We start from the raw sequence: 20,384 nt of genomic DNA, 5'->3' as shown, positions 1-20,384 counted from the left end.
ACCTTAAGACTAATTGCAAGTGATTTAAGATATTTGCCCCAATATAGTTGATATTAGGGCAACTTTCTTAACTAGAATGACTTAAGCAATTAAGCCATAGTGTTTATCAAGAATGGTGATCACCTCTTGACGTGGATCGCTTGGGATTTCCAGCTGTTGACCGACGATCTTGCTAGCAATGCCCACATAGGTATCACTCACGGCCATCATCACCTCTTGGGGTAACTTGTACTCCCGAGCTAAGGCTTCGCGCTCATCCATACGCGCCTTATTCAATAACACATCACTGTCGGGCACATTGTTTATCAACAGCTGGCGGAAGCCCTCTTTCGAGTTTTCAATAATTTTGCCATCACGATAAGCCGGACCATCCCAAATACGTGATGAATCAGGAGTGCCAACTTCATCAATGTAAATAAGGCGCTCAGTGCCATCGCTGTCTTCGACATAACCAAACTCAAACTTGGTATCAACAAAGATTTGGTCAAGTTTCGCCAGCTCTTGACTGATAAGGTGAAACCCTTCGGTAAGCAGCTGTTCATACTTATCGACGTCAGCGGCAGATTTAAAGTTAAATGCCGCCAAGTTATCGTCAATGTTTTGCCGCGAGATATTGACATCGTCCACCGCAGGAACATCGTCCAGCCCAGTGATAATGCCCTTGGTAGATGGCGTGATTAGCACCTTATCTAGCTTTTGGTTTGCCACTAGTCCTTCAGGCAGTGTTAAGCCGCAAAACTCACGCACACCTTTGGCATAATCACGCCACATGCTACCGGTGATGTATTGCCGCGCAATGGCTTCAACTTTTACGGTGCTGGCCTTACGAACAATCCAAACGTAAGGGTGAGGAATATCAACAATGTGGTTACCCGCCAAGCCTGCTTGATCAAATAGTTTAAACCAGTGTGCCGCGACACTATTTAGGGCTATGCCTTTGCCAGGCACGCCATTTAAACCATTTTCGCCTTGCCAGATACAGTCAAACGCAGAAATGCGGTCAGAAATCACCATAATCGCTAATTCTGTGTCGGCTGGCACATCGTAGTTTTTCTCTGCAATTAGGCGGGCACTATCGGCGTCGGTTAGCCAATATACTGAACGTACTTTACCACTGTGAACCGCACCTTTAGTGCGGATAGGAAGATCGTCATTGACGTCTAAAACTTTGTAGCTACTCATTGTTACTCCGATGACAGGATGCGCCTTGCTAAAGGGCACAAAATAATGAGGGGGTTAGGCCCGCTATGATAGTCGAGCTGAGGAAAAATCACAATTTAACTTATTCGCTTGTTGCCCAACTTATGTTGGTTTTGCTTTTAGCACAATTGTTATACCATCACAGTACTGTTAAGTGGAAGAAACGTAACATGCTGACCATAAACCAATTGCAATTTACTTGGCCGGATCAAAGTGATCCTGTACTGGACATCGCACAGCTTACTATTGCACGCGGCGAACATGTGTTTTTACATGGCCCTAGCGGCAGCGGTAAGTCGACTCTATTGGGGCTGATAGCCGGCACGTTAGATTGTCAACGCGGCGACATCACCATCGCCGGTATGGCATTAAGTAAGCTCAATCGCGCACAACGCGATCGCTTTCGTGCCGATCACATTGGCACCATATTTCAAAACTTCAACTTACTGCCCTATTTATCTCCGATTGAAAATGTCACTCTAGGGTGTGAGTTTTCAAAAAAACGTACTCAAGTGGTGCAAGCTGAAGGACATACGCTAAAACAAGAGGCGCAGTCACTACTGACGGAGCTGGGGTTGGATGCCGCAACACAACAACGCAGTGTCGCCGAGCTCAGCATCGGTCAACAGCAGCGCGTTGCTGCCGCACGCGCATTTATTGGCCGCCCTGAACTTATTATTGCCGATGAGCCTACCTCGGCACTGGACGCCGATAGCCGTGATGATTTTATCAAGCTGTTGTTTAAGCTTGGCGCGGTATACAGCGCCACCATTATTTTTGTCAGTCACGATAAAAGCTTAGCGCCACTGTTCGATAAGCAACTCAGCTTGTTAGCGATTAACCAAGGGGGCAACAATGCTGCTTAATTTAGCCTACAAAAGCACCCTTAATCGTAAAGCCAGTGTCTTACTAACGCTTGCCACTATCGCCATCAGTGTGATGTTACTGCTCAGTGTTGAGCGAGTTCGCCAAGATGCCAAATCCAGCTTCGCCAATACCATTTCGGGTACCGATCTGATTGTTGGCGCCAGAACCGGCGATATTCAATTATTGTTATCCAGCGTGTTTAGAATTGGCCATGCCAATAATGCCGTGCAGTGGCAAAGTTATGAATACATCAAGTCGCAGCGCGGTGTCGCTTGGAGTATCCCAATTAGCCTTGGTGACAGCCATAAAGGCTTTGCGGTATTGGGCACCGATGATAACTATTTCAAACATTACCAGTATGCCAAAAAGCAAGCCCTTACCTTTGCCGCCGGACGGCCATTTCATAACGCCCAAGAGGTGGTATTAGGGGCCACCGTAGCCCAGCAGCTTGGCTATCAATTAGGTGAAAAAATTGTCATTTCTCATGGCATGGGCAATACCAGCTTTCACCACCATGACGACAATCCGTTGGTGATCTCCGGTATTCTAGCAGCCACAGGCACCCCAGTTGATAAAACCTTGCATGTGCCCTTAAGCGCTATTGAAGCCATGCATAATAACGGTCACCGTAGCTCAGGACGAATGATCAGCAAACCCGCATCCAATGACCATGACCATGACCATGACCATGACCATGACCATGAAAATCCTAATGAAGCGACGCGGTTAAACAACCTCGACACAGAGCCTGGTGATTTGATCGGCAACACCTCACAACTTACCGCGTTTTTGCTAGGATTTGACTCGCCACTGTATACCTTACAAGTACGTCGTAATATTAATCAATATCAGGTCGAGCCGCTGTTGGCCATTATGCCTGGGGTAACACTCAGAGAGCTGTGGGATATGCTCGACATTGTAGAGAAAATACTGCTGCTGATTAGCCTTGCTGTGGTGCTTATCAGCTTGCTCGGTATGCTCACCTCCTTGCTTGCCACTCTAAATCAACGTCGCCGAGAATTGGCTATTTTGCGTTCGGTGGGGGCAAGACCTTGGCATATTTTTGGCCTGCTGATCAGCGAAGCGATATTTATCACCGTGCTTGGCTGCCTGGCCGGCGTGGCACTGCTTTATATCTTACTGCTGGCTGCACAAGCGGGCTTGCAAAGCCAGTTTGGTATTGTCCTTAGTATCAATGCCCTCACAGGGTATGAACTTACCTTGCTTGGCGGTATTATAGTGGCAGGTACAATCATCGGCGCGATCCCCGCCGCTCGAGCTTACTTTTACTCGCTTGCCGATGGCATGCAAATCAAAACATAAGAGGACCAAGATGCAGTTAAAGGTATCGACTCAGCTTTTATATAGTGTGGCGCTGCTGCTTGCCACCTTGTTTACTACCGCTGCACAAGCGGCGCCAGCAAAAGAAATCTTTTGGGAAGATCTGATCCCCGAAGGACATGTGCAGATCAGCAATCAAGATGCTGCTAGCCACGAAGGCGCTGAGCAAAACTGGGTGCAACCAGACTTAGACGCACCTGTGGTGAAAGCACTTGATGGCAAAGAAGTAAGCTTACCTGGATTTGTGGTGCCTCTAGAAGGCGACAGTGAAGTGATCACCGAGTTTTTATTGGTGCCTTATTTTGGTGCTTGTATTCATGTGCCACCGCCACCACCTAACCAAATTGTGCATGTCAAAATCAAAGGTGGTGTACCAATCGAAAGCCTTTACGATGCCATCACAGTGACTGGAACCATGCAGGTGGCGACATGGAAAGGCGAGATTGCGCAAACAGGCTATATGATGCAGGCCAAGGGCGTAGCGCCCTTTGAACTGTAACTCAAACCGTTAATAAAGCGCAGCTCTCGGCTGCGCTTTTTTGTACCGTTTCGCTTTATTAAGTGGCCTACCTTGGGCGGGTATAGATGCGGGTTAGAATGATTTCTAGCGCTGACACTTAGGGCAGTAAACGGTACTACGTTGACCTAGACGGATCTCTTTGAGCGTGGTGTCACACTCACTGCAAGGCTCTCCTTTACGGCCATACACTAATAACTCCTGAGCAAAGTAGCCCGGTTTGCCATCACTTTGGGCAAAATCTTTAAGGGTGGTGCCGCCTTGTTTAATGGCCGCGGCTAGGGTGGCTTTGACTATCGGCACTAGGCGCTCATATCGCTGCAGTGAAATTTTTCCGGCTTCTCTTTTCGGATGGATCCCCGCTTTAAATAGGGATTCGTTGGCGTAAATATTGCCCACACCGACCACCACATGATTGTCCATAATAAACTGCTTGATGGCCTGTTTTTTACCACGGCTTTGGGCAAATAACGACGCTGCAGTAAACTCTTCAGTTAAGGGTTCAGGACCTAATTTCGCCAACACGCTATGTTGCTGGTCGATTTCCTGCCACAAAAACGCACCAAAGCGACGCGGATCATTGAGCCGTAACGACTTACCCGAGTCTAATTTGATCTCAATGTGATCGTGTTTTTTCAGTTCTTCATGGCAATCAACCACACGCAGATTACCTGACATACCTAAATGGAGAATGGCGGTACCTTTGCTGGTCTCCAGCAGCAAATACTTCGCGCGGCGCTTCACTGCCAACACCCGCTCACCTTGCAACAGCTGCACTTGCTCCGGCACCGGCCATCGCAACTGCCCATTATGAACACACACTTGTTGGATAACTTGTTGCTCTAAATAGGGTTTAATACCTAATCGACTTACTTCAACTTCAGGTAACTCTGGCATAAGGGGGCTTATCTCTTAATCATTAATTGCTAATGGCTATCGGTAAAAATAACGCCTGTGCTTGGGCAGGCTCAAGTTCAAACCAACGCTTACCGCGCTTATCAAATAGGTAGTAATGCTTACCTTCGCGAAATAGCTGGTAACTCAAAGGCAGCTCTTCTGTGGCAAGCCAAAACCGCGCCACCGTAATTGCTTGGTTATTCAGTTGGGGGGCTTGGATCACTTGCACTTGCAGTTGCTGCCACTTGGCTATTAACTGCTGCAACTGCGCTGTTGCATAGCTATCATCGCTGTGTTGCGGTAACTCTATACGCCAGCTCGTACCAATGCGTTCAATTTTGTAACCGGGAAAGGCCAACGCCAAAACAAAGCTCTGCTCTGGTAACACCGACTCCACCTCCAACGCTTCATCACTGGGGTTCAGTTTGTAGTGCAAACCATTGAGAAAGAAAATCATCAGCAACATGGAAAAGATGACCACATTGTTCCAAGCCTTGCGGCTCATTTTTACCATGCAACACACTCCTGCGGTTAGTTCCTTGTTAGTGTATAAAAAAAGCCGCAACAGCAAAAGTAAGTAACAAAACAACTTCTCTGTGCAGCGATAGCTGACTTTAGTCTAATAGCAGCAAAAACTCCCCGTTTGGACACAGGTAAAACTATTAAACTGCGCTTTTTATTTGCTAGAATGAGGGCAAAATTTTAAGGAGTTCCGTCCATGGCAATGTATGTAGTGGGTCACAAGATCCCTGATTCAGATTCAATCTGCGGCGCAATTGCGCTTGCGCATTTAAAAAACCAAATTGGCGAAGAAGCCATTCCAACGCGTTTAGGCGAAGTGTCACCTGAAACGCAGTTTATTCTTGACCGCTTTGGTTTTGCGGCGCCTGAGCTCAAAATGAGTTATGCCGGCGAAGACGTTTACATCGTCGACCACACTGAAAAAACTCAAGCGCCAGACGACATCGACCAAGCCACAGTAGTCGGTGTGGTTGATCACCATAAGCTTGGCGACTTAACAACGTCAACGCCACTTGAGTGCTGGATCCGCCCAGTTGGCTGTAGTAACACCATCATTAAAATGATGTATGACTTTTACGGTGTTGAAATTCCAGCCAATATCGCTGGCATCATGATGTGCGCGATTTTAAGCGATACCGTTATCTTCAAGTCACCCACGTGCACCACAGCCGACATCAAATGCGTTGAAGCCTTAGCAGAAATTGCCGGTGTGGATGATGCCGAAGCACTGGGTATGGAAATGTTTAAAGTGAAGTCGGCAGTGGATGGCACGCCAGTACGTGACCTCGTTATGCGTGACTTTAAAGACTTCAACATGAATGGCAACCTCGTTGGTATTGGTCAGCTAGAAGTGGTTGATTTAAGCGTATTTGATGACATTAAAGAAGACCTTCACGCCGATATCGCTAAGCTAAAAGCAGAAGGCGATCGCCATACGGTGATGCTGCTACTAACAGACATCATGAAAGAAGGCTCACAAGTGCTTATTGCATCTGATGATGAAGCCATTATTGCCAACGCCTACGAGGTGACGACTGAAGCAAGCCAAGTGTGGCTAGACGGCGTATTGAGCCGTAAAAAGCAAGTGGTTCCGCCATTGCAAGACGCCTTTGCCAGCTAAAATGAGATGCCGAAGTGAACGCTTCGGCATTTTTATTTATGCCGCCCATTCTTACCCTAGGCCTGTTTGCCGCCTATACTCACAACCTCAATGCGACCTGGCATCGCCACCATCTGATCCAAGTCAACCTCGCCAATGGCGATTGCGATACGCACTTACCTGAGCAATTCATCACAGGTGCTAGCGTTATTAACAGCAATGTCCTTCACCGTGTCAATATGGCGGCAGGATGGGTGCTATTAGTAGAGCCGCAAAGCCATTACGGGCAACAGCTTAAAGCCAGGTTACAACAAGCTAATGGAATGAAAGTGGTGCTCGAGAGCGTGGTCAACGCCGACATGCAGCTCAGTGATTTGACAAGCGTACTAAAGCTCAGTGGCAGCAACCCGATGGCCACAGACTCCAGAATCGTTTCGTTATTACAACAACTTGATGCCTGTGCCAGTGGCCAAGCTTGCCTACAGCCTCAGCACATTAATGCCCGCGATGTGGCAGCAACATTATGCCTATCTGAAAGCCGCTTTTTACACCTATTTAAAGCCCAAATGGCCACCCCCTGGCGACCCTATATTCTCTGGCATCGTTTAACTTGCGCCATTAGAGCATTACAGCGAGGCGATAACCTCACTATGGCTGCAGCCATTGCAGGTTTTGCCGATAGCGCTCACCTTAGCCGTACCTTTAAACGCCAGTTTGGCTTAACCCCCAGTGAGGCATTACACACTCAGAGATAAAGCAAAAAGTCTGAAGTGTAGCCAGTTTATTCAAGCCACCACCCGCCCTCTTCACTCACACTAATAAAAAAGAGGAGCACACTTATGCAAACGTATTTAACCCCTACTCCATTAGTAGATTACCTTCACCCTGACATTCAACAACTAGCGAAATCCAAAGGCTGGAAGCAGTTAGCCCCCATTGCCGCCGCTAAACAAATTTATAATTTTGTTAGAGATAAAATTGCTTTTGGCTACAGTAAAAACGACCAGCAAACCGCCAGCCAAGTGCTAACGCAAGGCTATGGTCAATGTAACACCAAAGGCACTTTATTAGTGGCCTTGTTACGAGCCTGTGAGATACCCGCGCGCGTGCATGGTTTTAAAGTAAAGCAACAATTAAAACGCGGCCTATTACCAGCACCACTGCGACTACTGGCACCGAAAACCATTGTTCATAGCTGGGTGGAGGTGTGGCTAGACCAACATTGGGTAGAATTAGAGGGGTATATCATTGACTCGGCGTACCTTAAGCAAGTGCAGCGGCACTATCCACAGCAGCAAGAGTTTATTGGCTTTGGCATTGCCACCGCTTGTCTGCACAGCCCAGACAACCAGTTTTCATTGACGGGAAGTTATATTCAAAAGCTGAGTATTTGTGAAGACTTAGGGATATTCACTACCCCAGATGAGCTGTACCAGCGCCATCACAATTTAACCGCGCTCAGCGCTTGGGCTTATGCTTATCTACTGCGCCACTGGCTAAACATCAGAGTAAGAGCCATTCGCCGCCATGGCCCTACTGAGCGGCAATAACACAATTACGCCCTGCGGCTTTGGCTTGGTAAACAGCATGATCGACGGCTTTAAGAGCATGACTAAACGCCATATTGGTGTTCACTTGCCCAACCCCAAAGCTAGAGGTAATAAAGATTTCCCCGCTGGGCGTTGCAATGGCAGATTGCTGCAACACTTGACGCAGACGCTCAGCAATAATAAGGGCATCACCGGAAGCGGTGTTAGGTAATAACACCACAAATTCTTCGCCTCCTAAGCGGCACATGCAGTCTTCAAGTCGCAAAGTACTTTCGCACATTTGTGCAAAACGCTGCAATACTAGGTCGCCCACTTCGTGGCCATGAGTGTCATTGACTTCTTTAAAGTGATCAATGTCTAACATCATCACGCTTAAGGGATGATCAAAACGCGCATGGCGGCTGATCTCGCGCGCCGCACAGTCCATTAAGTAACGGCGATTTTTAAGGCCCGTTAATGGGTCTTTAAACGCCATATCGGTTAACTGTTGCTGCATTTGCCACAGCTCTTTCACCAACAACCTGCGACTGCAACAATCTGCAATCATTTCAGCAAAAGCAATTTCGTCCTTATGCCATTGCCTTACAGTGCCAAGGCCTTCACAGCAGACCACACCGTGAGGAATGCCATTCTTGAAAATTACCGTATCAAGCATAGTGACAATGTTGTTGGGAGTAAGGTAAGGGACTTCAAACTCTTGAGTACGCTCATCAATTCTTGCGTCATCTGCATTAATAGACTGGCCGCTATTAATCGCAGCAAAATAAGCGGGAAAATTTTGATATTGTAAGGTCGGTAACTGCTCAGGAATATCACCAGAGAGCCAGTCGGTGTTGGCCACATTCACTAGTTGCTGTGGTTGGTTTAAATCGTCAAACAACCACACCGTTACTCGACTGACATCCAGCGTTAATTTGCCTTCATCAAGAATATCGCTTAAAAAGCTTTGATGAGAGCCTGATACATCAAGCTCTTGTGAGCTTAATCGCCGCAATCTTTGAGTAACAGTACTGAAGTTCTTCAACATAATACGAAGAGAGTGCCTTTTTTGTTAGCTTAACCCGCAAAGTTCATTAAGCATAGTAGCAAATAAGGGGAAATCGCTAATAATCTTTGTATTTCACAGTGTTTCAACAAAATATGTGAATAATAAGGAGATCGACCAGCTCTGTGCCAAAAAGCACATGGTACTAGACGAGATGATGCAATAATCATCCCACCTAGGTTAAATTAAGGGAGGTATTTGGCGAGATATTTCTTAAACACCGGATCGCTGGCCGCTAACTCTTGCTGTTCCGCCATGATCTCCTTTAGCATCTCTTCTGAGGTCAAAGGGTTGGCTAATACAACCCGAAACACCACCGTAGGCTGGTGATCGTACTGCTCAGGTGTCAGCCGAGTTCGAGAAACAAACGAGCGCCCCGCCTCACGTTGGCGTTTTTGCATGCTAGCGGTGAAACGATTGAGCGCAGCATAGATGTCTATTTTTTCTTGTTCATCGGCTTTGGCGATGGCTTGCTTGATTGGCTCAGGCACATAACGATAGGTAAGAATACATAGTTCAGGTTCTGAGATCAGCTCAAAATCCGCAGTTTGCTTGATCAATTCTGCAAAATAACGCGCCTTTTCAATGCCCTTATCAATCAGCATTTCATAACCTTGCCGCCCTATCACTCGCAAGCAAGCATGAACCAGCATCGCCATGCCCGGACGACTGCCTTCTAAGGTGTGACTGCCTAAGTCTTTCGAGCCTTTACGGAGAATGTACTCGGCATGATGTTCGATGGCGTCAGAAGCGGCGGGGTCTTTAAATAACACCATGCCCGCGCCCATTGGCACATACATTTGTTTGTGGGCATCTATGGTAATGGAGTCTGCCCGCTCAATGCCATTGAGTAAATGACGATTATTGTTAGACAGTAAAGTGGCTCCACCCCATGCGGCATCGACGTGAAAATGACAGTCTAACTCGGTTGCTAAATCGGCCATGTCGTGCAATGGATCGATGTTACCGGTTTCCGTGGTACCAGCCACGCCCACCAAAGCCATTACCTTGATCCCCTGCGCTTGTAGCTGCTGCGCCTTTTCACGCATGGCAGCAACATCTACGCGGTTATCACTGCCTGTGGGGACTGAAATAAAATTATCGCGCCCCAAGCCTAAGACATCGGCGGCTTTGCCTAGTGAATAATGGCCGCGCTCAGACACTAATACCGCCAGTCCACGGTAGCCATAGTGCAACATAGCAGCCACCATGCCCTGAGCTGCAATGCCCTTAAACTCGCCATCGGCTTTTAATAAGCGGTTTCGTGCAATCCACAGTGCAGTGATATTCGCCACCGTGCCTCCGGAGCAAAAAGCCCCTAACGAGGTTTTAGCGCTGTGCATCCACTTATCGTAAAAGGCATCGCTTTCACCATAAGCAAGGTGATGCATCATGCCCAACACTTGACGTTCAAGTGGCGTAAAGGCTTTGGAGGTTTCGATCTTAACTAGGTTTTGATTCAGCCCCACCATGAGCTTTGATAAGGGCAACACAAAATGCGGCAGTGCCGAGGTCATATGGCCAATAAAGCTAGGTGCTGCGGTGTGCACCGAATGCGCCACCAGCTGCTCCATAATATCTTGTGCGTAGTCAGAGACAAACATCGGCACTTCTGGGATCACCGCAGACTGGAAATCTTTTTCGATTTCGTGCAATGGCTTTTCGACGGCCGCTATGTTTTCATTTAAAAAGCCAGCCAAATTGCTCGAGATTTCTTGCTCGATTCTGCTTAAGGTTGAATCTGGTGCTTCAGGCACAGTAAATATACGCATTAAGCTTTCTTCAGATGCAACGGCACAACGCTTTGGACCCATCAATACTACCTAAACATCAAACAGTGCAGGATAATAGCGATTGCCGCGATGCTCATTAGGCACGTAAAGTACAACCGATATTGCTGACACAAGAGATTATGAACTATGAAATGGCTAACTTTACTGTAAAGAAAGAGAATTGTCTTGTTTTGTCGCCTTAATTTTCACGATACCTTGACAATTTAATGAAATTACAGCGAAAGTTAAGTGATATTACGTCATTAATCATTGTTTTACATAACTAGATACAATTGCACATCCGGTTAAGGTATAAGTACGCAACGCCATCAAGCCCGCTTGCGCTGCAGCAATTGTGTTAGCAAGATGGCGATTATGTAGTATGGTTATAATAGCGTACGCACGATGACTGATTTAAACGCGGAGGATTAAACTCTGCGCACACCTGCAAAGGTAAAGGACTATCATGAATACTCGGAGCTTGGCTCAGCCGTTAAAGTCGCGCTTAAAGCGCCCCAACCACTTTTTTAAACCGGTTAACAATTGGCTGGGGTTTACCACTCGATTGCCATCCGCTTGGTTGCTATTAGCTTCGGTGGTTTTTATTGCCGCGCTATCCACCTATGTGGTCGCCAGTTATTACGAAACGCGCAGCGATATTATGGCGCGTATCGATGCCCAACTGATTGATGCCGCACAAAGTGCTAATGTCATTGTCGGTCAGCAGTATCATCAGCAGAGCGACTCTGTGTCGCGTGAACAGTTTCAGAAAAAAAGCCAGGAACTCACGCAATTAGCCAAAGCATTAGGGGTTGAATACGTTTACACCATGGAGCTGAAACCGCCCCATGTGCATTTTACCGCCTCAAGCTTTACCGCCAAAGATATTAGGCTAAATCGCCTCACTCAATATCATGATATTTACTCTGAAGCCTCGGTTACGCTAAAAAGTGCATTTCACTCCACCGAGCCAGTATTTGAAGTAGCCCAAGACCAATGGGGCTACTTCAAAAGCGTGTTTATTCCCTTTGTGCTCCCCGACGGCAGTACCTACATTGCAGGCGCCGATATTACCATCCATGATTTAGAGTCGCGTTTACATGCCAGTGTGGTGGCCGCCGCCATCGATGCCAGTTTCTTTTTAGTGCTGTTTTTAGTGGTGATGAGTTTGTACTTTATCTACTACCGCAAAACCTTAACCACTGACAGCCGTACTGGGTTTGGCAACCGTATCGCCTTGCAGCAAGCCCTTAAGAACTCCAAGTCACCGCACCTGTGTTTGAGTGTTGTTTGGGTAAAAGAACTTGAAGATATTATGAGCTTTTATGGCACTGAGGTAGGAGATAATATCATGGCTAAAGTCATGCATTACTTTGCTGAGTTTACCCAACCTTTTGCAGTGTATCGCGTCACTACCTCAAAATTAGCGCTATTAACTAGTGTTGAAAATGGCGAGCGCTTTTTGGCTAACTTAAGCGAGTCTTTTCCTAGCACCAAGCCCATTTATGAAGCGCCACACTTATACGTAAACCTATATGCGGGTGTTGCTAAAGGGAATTGCGCTCTACTGCTAGAAAATGCTTTTTTAGCACTGCGACAAGCACAGCAGCAAAATCTAAGTGTGTGTTATTTTGATACCCAACGGCAGCTCAATCCGCAACAGCAAGTAGAAAATTTACGTTTAACTCGATTACTGCAGCATGCCTGTGAATCGGATCGCATTATTCCGTTTTACACCGCCAGACGGGCCAGCTTTGATCAAAATAACTTGCAGTATTTTTGCACAGCCAGAGTCTTAAATGAACATGGCGCCATTATTGATATCAATGAGTTTTACCCAGTAATACAGCAGCCTAAGCTACACGGACAAATAACCATGAAGCTGTTAGAGCTCTGCTTTACGCGGTTTCGTAAAAGCAACCACGCTTGGGCACTAACACTTAGCCACAGTGAAGCCGCCGACCCTGAATACTTTGACTTTTTGTGCCAGCTGCTTAGACGCTATCCACAGCCCCAGTTAATCACATTCGAATTTGATGAAAGTGACGTATTAAAAAACTTTAGCGACATGAGTTTAATCATGCAATCGCTTAAAACCAAGGGGGCTCAAGTTGCGGTCAGTGGAGTAAACAGCGGCTTTTTAACCGTTAGCCGCTTACTAAAGCTGCCTCTGGATGCCATCTGCTTAGATGAGGGAAGCTGCGAACTGCTGACTGAAGACCCAACGTTGCAAAGCTCCATAGCCGATCTGGCCAAACATTGTAATGCCAAGCGCATCACTTTAACGGTAACAGGGGTAAATTCAAGTAAGCAAGCGGAAGTGTTAATTGCACTGGGCGTCACCCGGCTGCAAGGTGACTGGGTAGCTAAGCCCAGCGGTCACATTAATATCGACACCAATGCAGTGCACAATTAAACGTCGCTGCCAGACATCGAGCTGGCAGCATATGAGCTTACTTGGCTGACTCAAGGTTAACACGAAGGCGAGTACTCGATTGGCCACTGGCCCAATACTTGCGTTCAAACGGTGTGATCGCTTCATCACTACTGTAGGGCTCAACCTCGGCGTTAATGTTGCAAAGCGCTAATGCGCGAGCAAACTCTTTGATATAAATATCCCAATTACTGCGCAGCTCCAGCTGACCACCCAGTTTGATAATAAAGGGGAATACCGCACTGCCATGCCAACGTCTACGAATGTGCTTGGCTTTGGGCCAAGGGTTGGGGTAGAGCAAGTAATGATGGCTTATCTGCCATTTTGCCGCCACAGCTAAGCGCCAAAAGTCATTGAGGTCGGCCTGAACCAGCATGTATTGGCCTTGCTCCGTTTGCTTATACTCAACGTCGTGTTTTTCCAAGCGATGCGCTGACTTATCAATACCTATGATTAAGGCATCTGGGTGGCGCTTGGCTAAATTAGCCGTGCTCTCACCAACCCCGCAGCACGAATCAAGAATAATAGGCCCAGTAAATGCCTGCACTTGCGCATTCACTTCATCAAAGGCCGTTTGCGTGTGGGCGGCAATGGGCTTTTTAAACTCAGCTGCCACATGCTTTAGCACTATGTCATCCAGCTTGTCGTGCAGGCCTTGCTGATTGGTGGTAATAGAACGAGAATTTGCTTCTGTCATAACCTAACTTTATCTAAGGTTGAATGGTGACTAGTTTACCCGAATTTATGTGATTGCGCTGCCGTGATGGCACCCAGCAGCACAAACCTTTTAGTGTCTTAGGCCAACGCCTCGCTTGATCAGCTGTAGGGCAACAAAGAACAAGCCACAAATAAATACGCCTAGCACAGAGAACGCCACGGTAATATCCACATCCGACACCCCTAAGAAGCCAAAGCGAAAGGCGTTAACCATATAAATGATCGGGTTGATCTGCGACACTCCCTGCCAAAACTCTGGCAGCAAAGTAATAGAGTAGAACACGCCACCTAGGTACGTCAGTGGGGTTAACACAAAGGTTGGAATAATGCTGATGTCATCAAAGCTATTAGCGAACACCGCATTGATTAAACCGCCAAGGGCAAATACCGCCGAGGTTAAAATCACCGTCAGCACAATCACCGCCAAATTATGAATTTGAATATCAACAAAAAATAAACTCACCAGTGTCACTAACAGCCCTACCAACATGCCACGAGCCATTCCTCCGCCCATGTAACCCAACACAATAATATAGTTTGGCACGGGGGCTACTAATAGCTCTTCAATGCTCTTTTGAAACTTTGTGGAATAAAAGCTCGAAGCCACATTGGAGTAGGAGTTGGTGATCACCGACATCATAATAAGGCCTGGGACAATGAACTCCATGTAACTAAAGCCACCCATTTCACCAATGCGCGAACCGATGAGGCTGCCAAAAATAACAAAGTACAATGTCATGGTAATGGCCGGTGGCACTAGGGTTTGCACCCAAATACGCAAAAACCGAATACACTCTTTAATCCAAATACTTTTTAACGCGACGCCGTATTTAAACACGATTATGCCCCTCTCCCCTGTTCTAATAAGCCAACAAATAGTTCTTCTAGGCGGTTGGCTTTGTTGCGCATACTTAATACTTGATTGCCTTGCTCAGATAGTTGTGCAAAGACACCATTCAGACCTTGTGACTTGGCCACTTCCACTTCAATGGTGTGGTCATCAACCGTTGCAAAGTCATAACCGTTTAATGTCACCGGCTGCATTGGTGGCTTGAGATCCAATACAAAGGTCTCTTTATCCAGCTTCGCCAACAGTGCTTTGATGGTGGTGTGCTCGACAATAATGCCTTGGTCGATAATGCCAATATTGCGGCACAATAGCTCGGCCTCTTCGAGGTAGTGGGTGGTTAAAATAATGGTCACACCCTGCTGGTTGATTTCACGTAAGAAATCCCACATAGAGCGGCGCAGTTCGATGTCGACCCCAGCGGTAGGCTCATCCAAAATCAATAACTTAGGCTCATGCATTAAGGCTCTGGCAATCATCAAGCGACGTTTCATACCACCCGATAAGGTTCTCGCCTGCTTGTCTTTTTTATCAAATAAGCCTAATTGCTTGAGGTACTTTTCGGCACGCTGATGCGCAAGGTCACGAGGCACACCATAGTAACCGGCTTGGTTAACCAAGATTTGGTTTAAGGTTTCAAACTGGCTAAAGTTAAACTCTTGCGGTACCAAACCTAAATGAGACTTAGCGGCCTCTAAGTCGGTGTCTATGCTGTGACCAAACACCTCAACGCTGCCTGCGGTTTTGTTAACCAAAGACGCAATTACCCCAATGGTGGTGGATTTACCAGCGCCATTTGGGCCTAGCAAAGCAAAAAAGTCCCCTTCTTGGACTTCCAAGTCAATGCCTTTAACGGCTTCAACACCGTTGCTATAGACCTTTCTTAGGCCTTTAATATTCAGTGCTACTGTCATCTTGTTATTAGTCTCCATAGCCCCAGCGTTTCGCTAGCTGGTGTTCAATATTGAGATGGTCTAATATTCTTGCCACCATAAAATCCACGAGATCGTCAATGCTTTGTGGTTGGTGATAGAATCCGGGTGCAGCTGGCATAATGGTGACCCCCAGCTGGCTAAGCTTGAGCATGTTCTCTAGGTGAATTGGGCTAAAAGGCGTTTCTCGCGGGACTAAAATAAGCTGTCCGCGCTCTTTAATCACCACATCCGCCGCTCGCTCAAGTAAATTATCTGAAGCGCCTAAAGCAATCGCCGAAACACTGCCGGCACTACAAGGACACACCACCATTTGTTTTGGCGCCGCTGAGCCCGAAGCCACCGGACTAAACCAGTTATCTTTACCAAATACCTGTATTTGCTGCGGCTGCGCTTTAAATCGAGCCGTTAGCTGCTCACTGGCTTTTAGTTCATTGCCCGACAATTTTACCTTGGACTCGGTGTCGAGCACCACCCGTGCGGCGCTCGAGATCAGCACGTACACTTGATAGTTTAACGACACTAAAACGTCTAGCAAACGCAAGCCATAAGGCGCGCCCGATGCGCCACTAAAAGCCAAGGTAATTGGCCCTTTAAAGTTTTGTTCTGTCATAACTTATTTCTTTAATGCGGTTAAAAGTTTGTCGTGAATGCCAGCAAAACCACCATTGCTCATGATTAACACATGCGACTTGCCAGATTGCTTAGCAATTACCGCATCGACTATGTCGTCAATGCTGTTAAAGCACTGGCGCCCGGCCTGCTCGGCGTGCGCTCTGAGCGACCAGCTTAGCCCGTCAGGTTCGTACAAAAAGGCCTCATCGGCAGCATCAAGTGAAGCCAATAAGGTGTCTTGGTGAACACCTAACTTCATGGTGTTGGAGCGCGGCTCTAAAATAGCAATGATCGGCTCCTCGCCCACTTTAGCTCGCAGCCCCGCCAAGGTGGTTTTGATGGCGGTTGGATGATGGGCAAAGTCGTCGTAAACGGTTACGCCATTGACTTCGCCTTTTATTTCCATGCGGCGTTTGGGTGATTTAAATTCACTTAAGGCAGCAATGCTGACACTGACCGCAACCCCTACGTGACGGGCTGCAGCTATGGCCATCAGGGCGTTTTTAACATTGTGCACCCCAATGGCATCCCAGTTCACTTGCCCTTGGCTTTCGCCATGCAGTAATACTTCAAACACCGAACCATCTTCCTTGAGCAGATTATACGACCACTCTTTACCCAGCGATTCCTGCTCACTCCAAAATCCTCGTGCCACCACCTCTTGTAACGCGACGTCATCGGCAGGATAAATGGCTTTGCCTTGTCCTGGCAGGGTACGAATGAGGTGATGAAACTGGGTTTGAATGGCCGCTAAGTCTGGGAAAATATCGGCGTGGTCATACTCTAGGTTGTTCATGATCAAGGTGCGCGGCAAATAATGAACAAACTTACTGCGCTTATCAAAAAAGGCGGTGTCGTACTCATCGGCTTCAATGACAAAAAATGGCGTATCTGACGTGCGTGCCGACACGCCAAAGTTTTGTACTATGCCGCCAATTAAAAAGCCCGGTCGCAGCCCTGCATATTCTAGCAACCAAGCTAACATGCTAGCTGTAGTGGTTTTACCATGGGTACCTGCAACCGCTAATACCCAAGCATCACGCAGTACGTGTTCTTTTAGCCACTCAGGTCCAGAGGTATAACGTAAGCCTTTTTCTAACACATATTCGACACAGGGATTACCACGACTCATGGCGTTGCCAATGATCACCACATCGGGTTCATCCGCCAATTGCGCCGGGTCGTAGCCTTGAGTGAGCGCAATACCTAGCGACTCTAATTGCGTGCTCATGGGCGGGTAGACATTTTGATCTGAACCGGTAACTTTGTGACCCAGTGACTGGGCAATGGCGGCGATGCCTCCCATAAAGGTGCCGCAAATCCCTAAAATATGTACATGCATGCGTAATTGTTCTTTATTTCTTCATTGCACTCTAGATTAACATACTCAGCTTATTGGTGGCTGACTTTATTGTTGACTGTAAAACATTACAGTGCAGACAAAAAAATACCAGCCGTTGGCTGGTATTCATCGTCAGTATAGGACAAGTTACGGGCCGCGAGTTAGGCTACCCCGTAATTATCACGGTACGCTTTTACCGCATCTAAGTGCTCAGCCATGTCGCCTTGCTGCTCAAGATAGGTAATTAAATCAGCCAGTTTCACAATGGATACCACCTGAGTATTAAAATCGCGCTCTACTTCTTGGATCGCAGAAAGCTCGGCTTTGCCTTTTTCTTGGCGGTCTAGCGCGATGAGTACACCCGCTAAGTCGGCGCCATTGGCAGCAATAATTTCCATGGACTCGCGAATAGCAGTACCTGCGGTGATCACATCATCCACCAGCATAATACGACCTTCAAGGGCACTGCCCACTACATTGCCGCCTTCACCGTGCTGCTTTTTCTCTTTACGATTAAAGCAATAGGGTACGTCTTTGTCGTGGTGATCAGCGAGTGCAACCGCAGTGGTGGTAGCAATTGGAATGCCTTTGTAGGCAGGGCCAAATAGCACATCAAAAGCAATGCCAGCGTCTTCTAGCGCAGCGGCATAAAAACGCCCCAAGCGCGCCAAATCACGACCGGTATTAAACAACCCAGCGTTAAAGAAGTATGGACTGGTACGGCCTGACTTCAGAGTAAACTCACCAAACTTAAGCACTTGTTTCTCAAGTGCAAATTCAATAAATTCTTTTTGATACTGTTTCATGTTGTGCTGCCCGTGTGATTACGCTAACGCTTGCTTTTGTAGATCGATGATTTCGCGAATAGAGTGCTTAGCTAAGCCCAATAGCTCATCCAACTCTTCAAACGAGAAAGGTTCGCCCTCTGCTGTGCCTTGTACTTCAATCAGTTTACCGGTTTCTGTCATGATGACGTTCATGTCGGTTTCAGCTTCTGAATCTTCTAGGTATTCTAAGTCGGTGATTGGCTCACCCTTGTATACCCCAACAGAAATAGCCGCAATCATAAACTTAAGCGGGTTAACGTTAATCATGCCTTTAGCACGCATATGCGTAAGAGCATCAACTAACGCCACACAGGCACCGCTAATGGAAGCAGTACGTGTACCACCATCGGCTTGAATAACATCACAATCGATAGTGATGGTGTTCTCGCCTAACGCTTTTAAGTCAACCGCGGCACGCAATGCGCGAGCGATTAAGCGTTGAATTTCCATAGTACGACCGCCTTGTTTACCGCGCGCCGCCTCACGATTATTGCGAGTATGTGTAGAACGCGGAAGCATGCCGTATTCTGCCGTGATCCAGCCTTTGCCTTGGCCTTTCATAAAGCGTGGCACACCAGCTTCTACCGACGCTGTACACAGCACCTTAGTATTGCCAAACTCAACCATCACTGAGCCTTCAGCGTGCATTGTATAGTTACGTGTAAAAGTAACTGGCCTGATCTGCTTTGCTGTTCTTTCGCTTGGACGCATCCACGTTCTCCCATCATCAAAATTTGCCGTTCATTATAAAGGGATCGCCGGCACTATGCCACGCGATTGCCGGAAAAATAAAATTCACTTTAGAGCTGTGTGGAAATTCGGCTATAATGGCCCGGTTAAACTAAGTTAATTTAGGAACTTTATATGATCCATAGTATGACCGCCTACGCCCGCAAAGAAGTGAAAGGTGATTGGGGCACTGGGGTTTGGGAAATTCGTTCGGTTAATCAACGCTACCTTGAAACCTTTATCCGCGCACCAGAACAATTTAGAGGCTTAGAGCCAGTAATACGCGAACGCCTGCGCAAACACTTACAACGCGGCAAGGTCGAAGTATTCCTAAAGTTCACCGCCAACCCAGCTCATGTTGGTCAACTGAGCGTAAACGACTCATTAGCCAAACAGCTGGTTGAAAGCGCCAAGTGGGTGCAAACGCAAAGCGGTGGCGACATCAACCCAGTAGACATTTTGCGCTGGCCAGGAGTGATGGAAGCCGAAGAAATCGACTTAGACACCGTAAATGGCGCCCTGCTTAGCGGCTTCGATGAACTGGTAGAAGACTTTAAAGCGGCCCGCGCCAGCGAAGGTGAAAACCTAGAAACCATGCTCACCACCCGCCTTGATGGCATTTTAGAGCAAGTGGCCATTGTCGAAAGCCACATGCCAGAAGTGGCCAAATGGCAGCGCGAAAAACTCTCGCAAAAGCTGGAAGAGCTGAGCGTAGACGTGGACGAAGGCCGCCTAGAGCAAGAGCTCATTTATCTAGCGCAAAAGCAAGACGTTGCCGAAGAAATGGATCGCCTCAAATCGCACGTAAAAGAAACCTACAAGATCCTCAAAAAAGGCGGCGCCTGTGGCCGACGCCTCGACTTTATGATGCAAGAATTCAACCGCGAGTCTAACACCCTAGCCTCGAAGTCTATCAACAGCGACATCACCAACGCCGCCGTTGAACTTAAAGTGTTGATTGAGCAAATGCGTGAGCAGATCCAAAACATCGAATAGGTTCCAGGGTAGAAAGTTACCCGTCCAAGAATGTCTTAGAAGCCCTGTTATTTGTTTGTAAATACAGGGCTTTTTATTTTTCCCGTCCAAATCGGTTTGCAGATGTCCGTTACCAGTTGCTGTTTAAGTGGTGGG

The 20,384-nt window shown here is 47.3% G+C and carries 20 protein-coding genes; 8 read left to right on the top strand and 12 right to left on the bottom strand.

Going from position 1 to position 20,384, the window contains the following annotated elements:
* Positions 1-81: 81 nt before the first annotated feature.
* The gene (locus tag ACNKW2_RS01370; RefSeq protein ID WP_419146948.1) at positions 82-1,182 is read right to left on the bottom strand and encodes a phosphoribosylaminoimidazolesuccinocarboxamide synthase; all 1,101 of its coding nucleotides are present in this window, start codon (positions 1,180-1,182) and stop codon (positions 82-84) included.
* A gap of 188 nt (positions 1,183-1,370) precedes the next feature.
* Here ACNKW2_RS01370 and ACNKW2_RS01365 point away from each other — a divergent pair, with 188 nt between their 5' ends.
* From ACNKW2_RS01365 to ACNKW2_RS01355, 3 genes are read left to right on the top strand one after another with little or no spacing between them, the layout of a single operon-like run.
* Positions 1,371-2,066, top strand: coding sequence for an ABC transporter ATP-binding protein (locus ACNKW2_RS01365; protein ID WP_419146947.1), 696 nt, complete (start codon positions 1,371-1,373; stop codon positions 2,064-2,066).
* Positions 2,056-3,390, top strand: coding sequence for an ABC transporter permease (locus tag ACNKW2_RS01360; RefSeq protein WP_419146946.1), 1,335 nt, complete (start codon positions 2,056-2,058; stop codon positions 3,388-3,390). Before ACNKW2_RS01365 ends, ACNKW2_RS01360 begins: the two co-directional genes overlap by 11 nt.
* 10 nt (positions 3,391-3,400) lie before the next feature.
* Positions 3,401-3,907 carry a DUF3299 domain-containing protein gene (locus tag ACNKW2_RS01355; protein WP_419146945.1) on the top strand — a complete coding sequence of 169 codons (507 nt, stop codon included), beginning with the start codon at positions 3,401-3,403 and terminating at the stop codon, positions 3,905-3,907.
* 105 nt (positions 3,908-4,012) lie between these two features.
* On the opposite strand, the gene mutM is transcribed toward ACNKW2_RS01355, so the two are convergent.
* Positions 4,013-4,822, bottom strand: coding sequence for a bifunctional DNA-formamidopyrimidine glycosylase/DNA-(apurinic or apyrimidinic site) lyase (mutM, locus tag ACNKW2_RS01350; protein ID WP_336568598.1), 810 nt, complete (start codon positions 4,820-4,822; stop codon positions 4,013-4,015).
* Positions 4,823-4,844: 22 nt separating this feature from the next.
* Entirely contained in the window at positions 4,845-5,336 is a 492-nt protein-coding gene (locus ACNKW2_RS01345; protein WP_419146944.1) for a hypothetical protein, read from the bottom strand.
* Positions 5,337-5,540: 204 nt separating this feature from the next.
* On the opposite strand from ACNKW2_RS01345, the gene ACNKW2_RS01340 reads away from it, so the two are divergent.
* The 3 genes from ACNKW2_RS01340 to ACNKW2_RS01330 all read left to right on the top strand — a co-directional run bounded on the left by ACNKW2_RS01340 (position 5,541) and on the right by ACNKW2_RS01330 (position 7,993).
* Positions 5,541-6,464 carry a manganese-dependent inorganic pyrophosphatase gene (locus ACNKW2_RS01340; protein ID WP_336568596.1) on the top strand — a complete coding sequence of 308 codons (924 nt, stop codon included), beginning with the start codon at positions 5,541-5,543 and terminating at the stop codon, positions 6,462-6,464.
* A gap of 14 nt (positions 6,465-6,478) precedes the next feature.
* Positions 6,479-7,198, top strand: a complete 720-nt coding sequence (locus ACNKW2_RS01335) for a helix-turn-helix transcriptional regulator (RefSeq protein WP_419146943.1) — start codon at positions 6,479-6,481, stop codon at positions 7,196-7,198.
* Positions 7,199-7,282: 84 nt separating this feature from the next.
* Positions 7,283-7,993: a transglutaminase-like domain-containing protein gene (locus tag ACNKW2_RS01330; RefSeq protein WP_419146942.1), complete on the top strand. Its 711-nt coding sequence runs from the start codon at positions 7,283-7,285 to the stop codon at positions 7,991-7,993.
* Here the strand turns inward: ACNKW2_RS01330 and ACNKW2_RS01325 are convergent.
* Both ACNKW2_RS01325 and panP read right to left on the bottom strand, forming a co-directional pair.
* A complete protein-coding gene (locus tag ACNKW2_RS01325; protein ID WP_419146941.1) occupies positions 7,977-9,020 on the bottom strand; it encodes a sensor domain-containing diguanylate cyclase in 1,044 nt (347 codons plus the stop codon). The genes ACNKW2_RS01330 and ACNKW2_RS01325 overlap by 17 nt on opposite strands.
* Positions 9,021-9,223: 203 nt before the next feature.
* The gene (panP, locus tag ACNKW2_RS01320; protein WP_419146940.1) at positions 9,224-10,852 is read right to left on the bottom strand and encodes a pyridoxal-dependent aspartate 1-decarboxylase PanP; all 1,629 of its coding nucleotides are present in this window, start codon (positions 10,850-10,852) and stop codon (positions 9,224-9,226) included.
* Between the two features lie 424 nt (positions 10,853-11,276).
* Here panP and ACNKW2_RS01315 point away from each other — a divergent pair, with 424 nt between their 5' ends.
* Entirely contained in the window at positions 11,277-13,226 is a 1,950-nt protein-coding gene (locus ACNKW2_RS01315) for an EAL domain-containing protein (protein WP_419146939.1), read from the top strand.
* A 37-nt stretch (positions 13,227-13,263) separates the two neighbouring features.
* On the opposite strand, the gene trmB is transcribed toward ACNKW2_RS01315, so the two are convergent.
* From trmB to rph, 7 genes are all read right to left on the bottom strand, one after another.
* Positions 13,264-13,941: a tRNA (guanine(46)-N(7))-methyltransferase TrmB gene (gene trmB / locus ACNKW2_RS01310; RefSeq protein WP_419146938.1), complete on the bottom strand. Its 678-nt coding sequence runs from the start codon at positions 13,939-13,941 to the stop codon at positions 13,264-13,266.
* 90 nt (positions 13,942-14,031) lie between these two features.
* Entirely contained in the window at positions 14,032-14,799 is a 768-nt protein-coding gene (locus ACNKW2_RS01305) for an ABC transporter permease (RefSeq protein ID WP_336568588.1), read from the bottom strand.
* Between the two features lie 2 nt (positions 14,800-14,801).
* A complete protein-coding gene (locus ACNKW2_RS01300) occupies positions 14,802-15,722 on the bottom strand; it encodes an ABC transporter ATP-binding protein (RefSeq protein WP_419146937.1) in 921 nt (306 codons plus the stop codon).
* Positions 15,723-15,729: 7 nt separating this feature from the next.
* The gene (locus ACNKW2_RS01295) at positions 15,730-16,353 is read right to left on the bottom strand and encodes a flavin prenyltransferase UbiX (protein WP_419146936.1); all 624 of its coding nucleotides are present in this window, start codon (positions 16,351-16,353) and stop codon (positions 15,730-15,732) included.
* Positions 16,354-16,356: 3 nt separating this feature from the next.
* The gene (mpl, locus tag ACNKW2_RS01290; RefSeq protein WP_419146935.1) at positions 16,357-17,697 is read right to left on the bottom strand and encodes a UDP-N-acetylmuramate:L-alanyl-gamma-D-glutamyl-meso-diaminopimelate ligase; all 1,341 of its coding nucleotides are present in this window, start codon (positions 17,695-17,697) and stop codon (positions 16,357-16,359) included.
* A gap of 161 nt (positions 17,698-17,858) precedes the next feature.
* Positions 17,859-18,503 (bottom strand): orotate phosphoribosyltransferase, encoded by a 645-nt coding sequence (gene pyrE, locus ACNKW2_RS01285; RefSeq protein ID WP_419146934.1) that lies wholly within the window; start codon positions 18,501-18,503, stop codon positions 17,859-17,861.
* An 18-nt stretch (positions 18,504-18,521) separates the two neighbouring features.
* On the bottom strand, positions 18,522-19,235 hold the full coding sequence (rph, locus tag ACNKW2_RS01280) for a ribonuclease PH (protein ID WP_336568581.1): 714 nt from the start codon (positions 19,233-19,235) through the stop codon (positions 18,522-18,524).
* 153 nt (positions 19,236-19,388) lie between these two features.
* Between rph and ACNKW2_RS01275 the strand changes: the two genes are divergently transcribed.
* Positions 19,389-20,249 carry a YicC/YloC family endoribonuclease gene (locus ACNKW2_RS01275; protein ID WP_419146933.1) on the top strand — a complete coding sequence of 287 codons (861 nt, stop codon included), beginning with the start codon at positions 19,389-19,391 and terminating at the stop codon, positions 20,247-20,249.
* The last annotated feature ends 135 nt before the right edge of the window (positions 20,250-20,384 follow it).

Origin of the sequence: Pseudoalteromonas 'SMAR' (genome assembly GCF_048515945.1) — a bacterium.
In the GTDB taxonomy this organism is placed as follows: Bacteria; Pseudomonadota; Gammaproteobacteria; order Enterobacterales; family Alteromonadaceae; genus Pseudoalteromonas.
The sequence above is the reverse complement of the archived record's forward strand: the minus strand, read 5'-3'. Positions and strand labels throughout refer to the sequence as shown.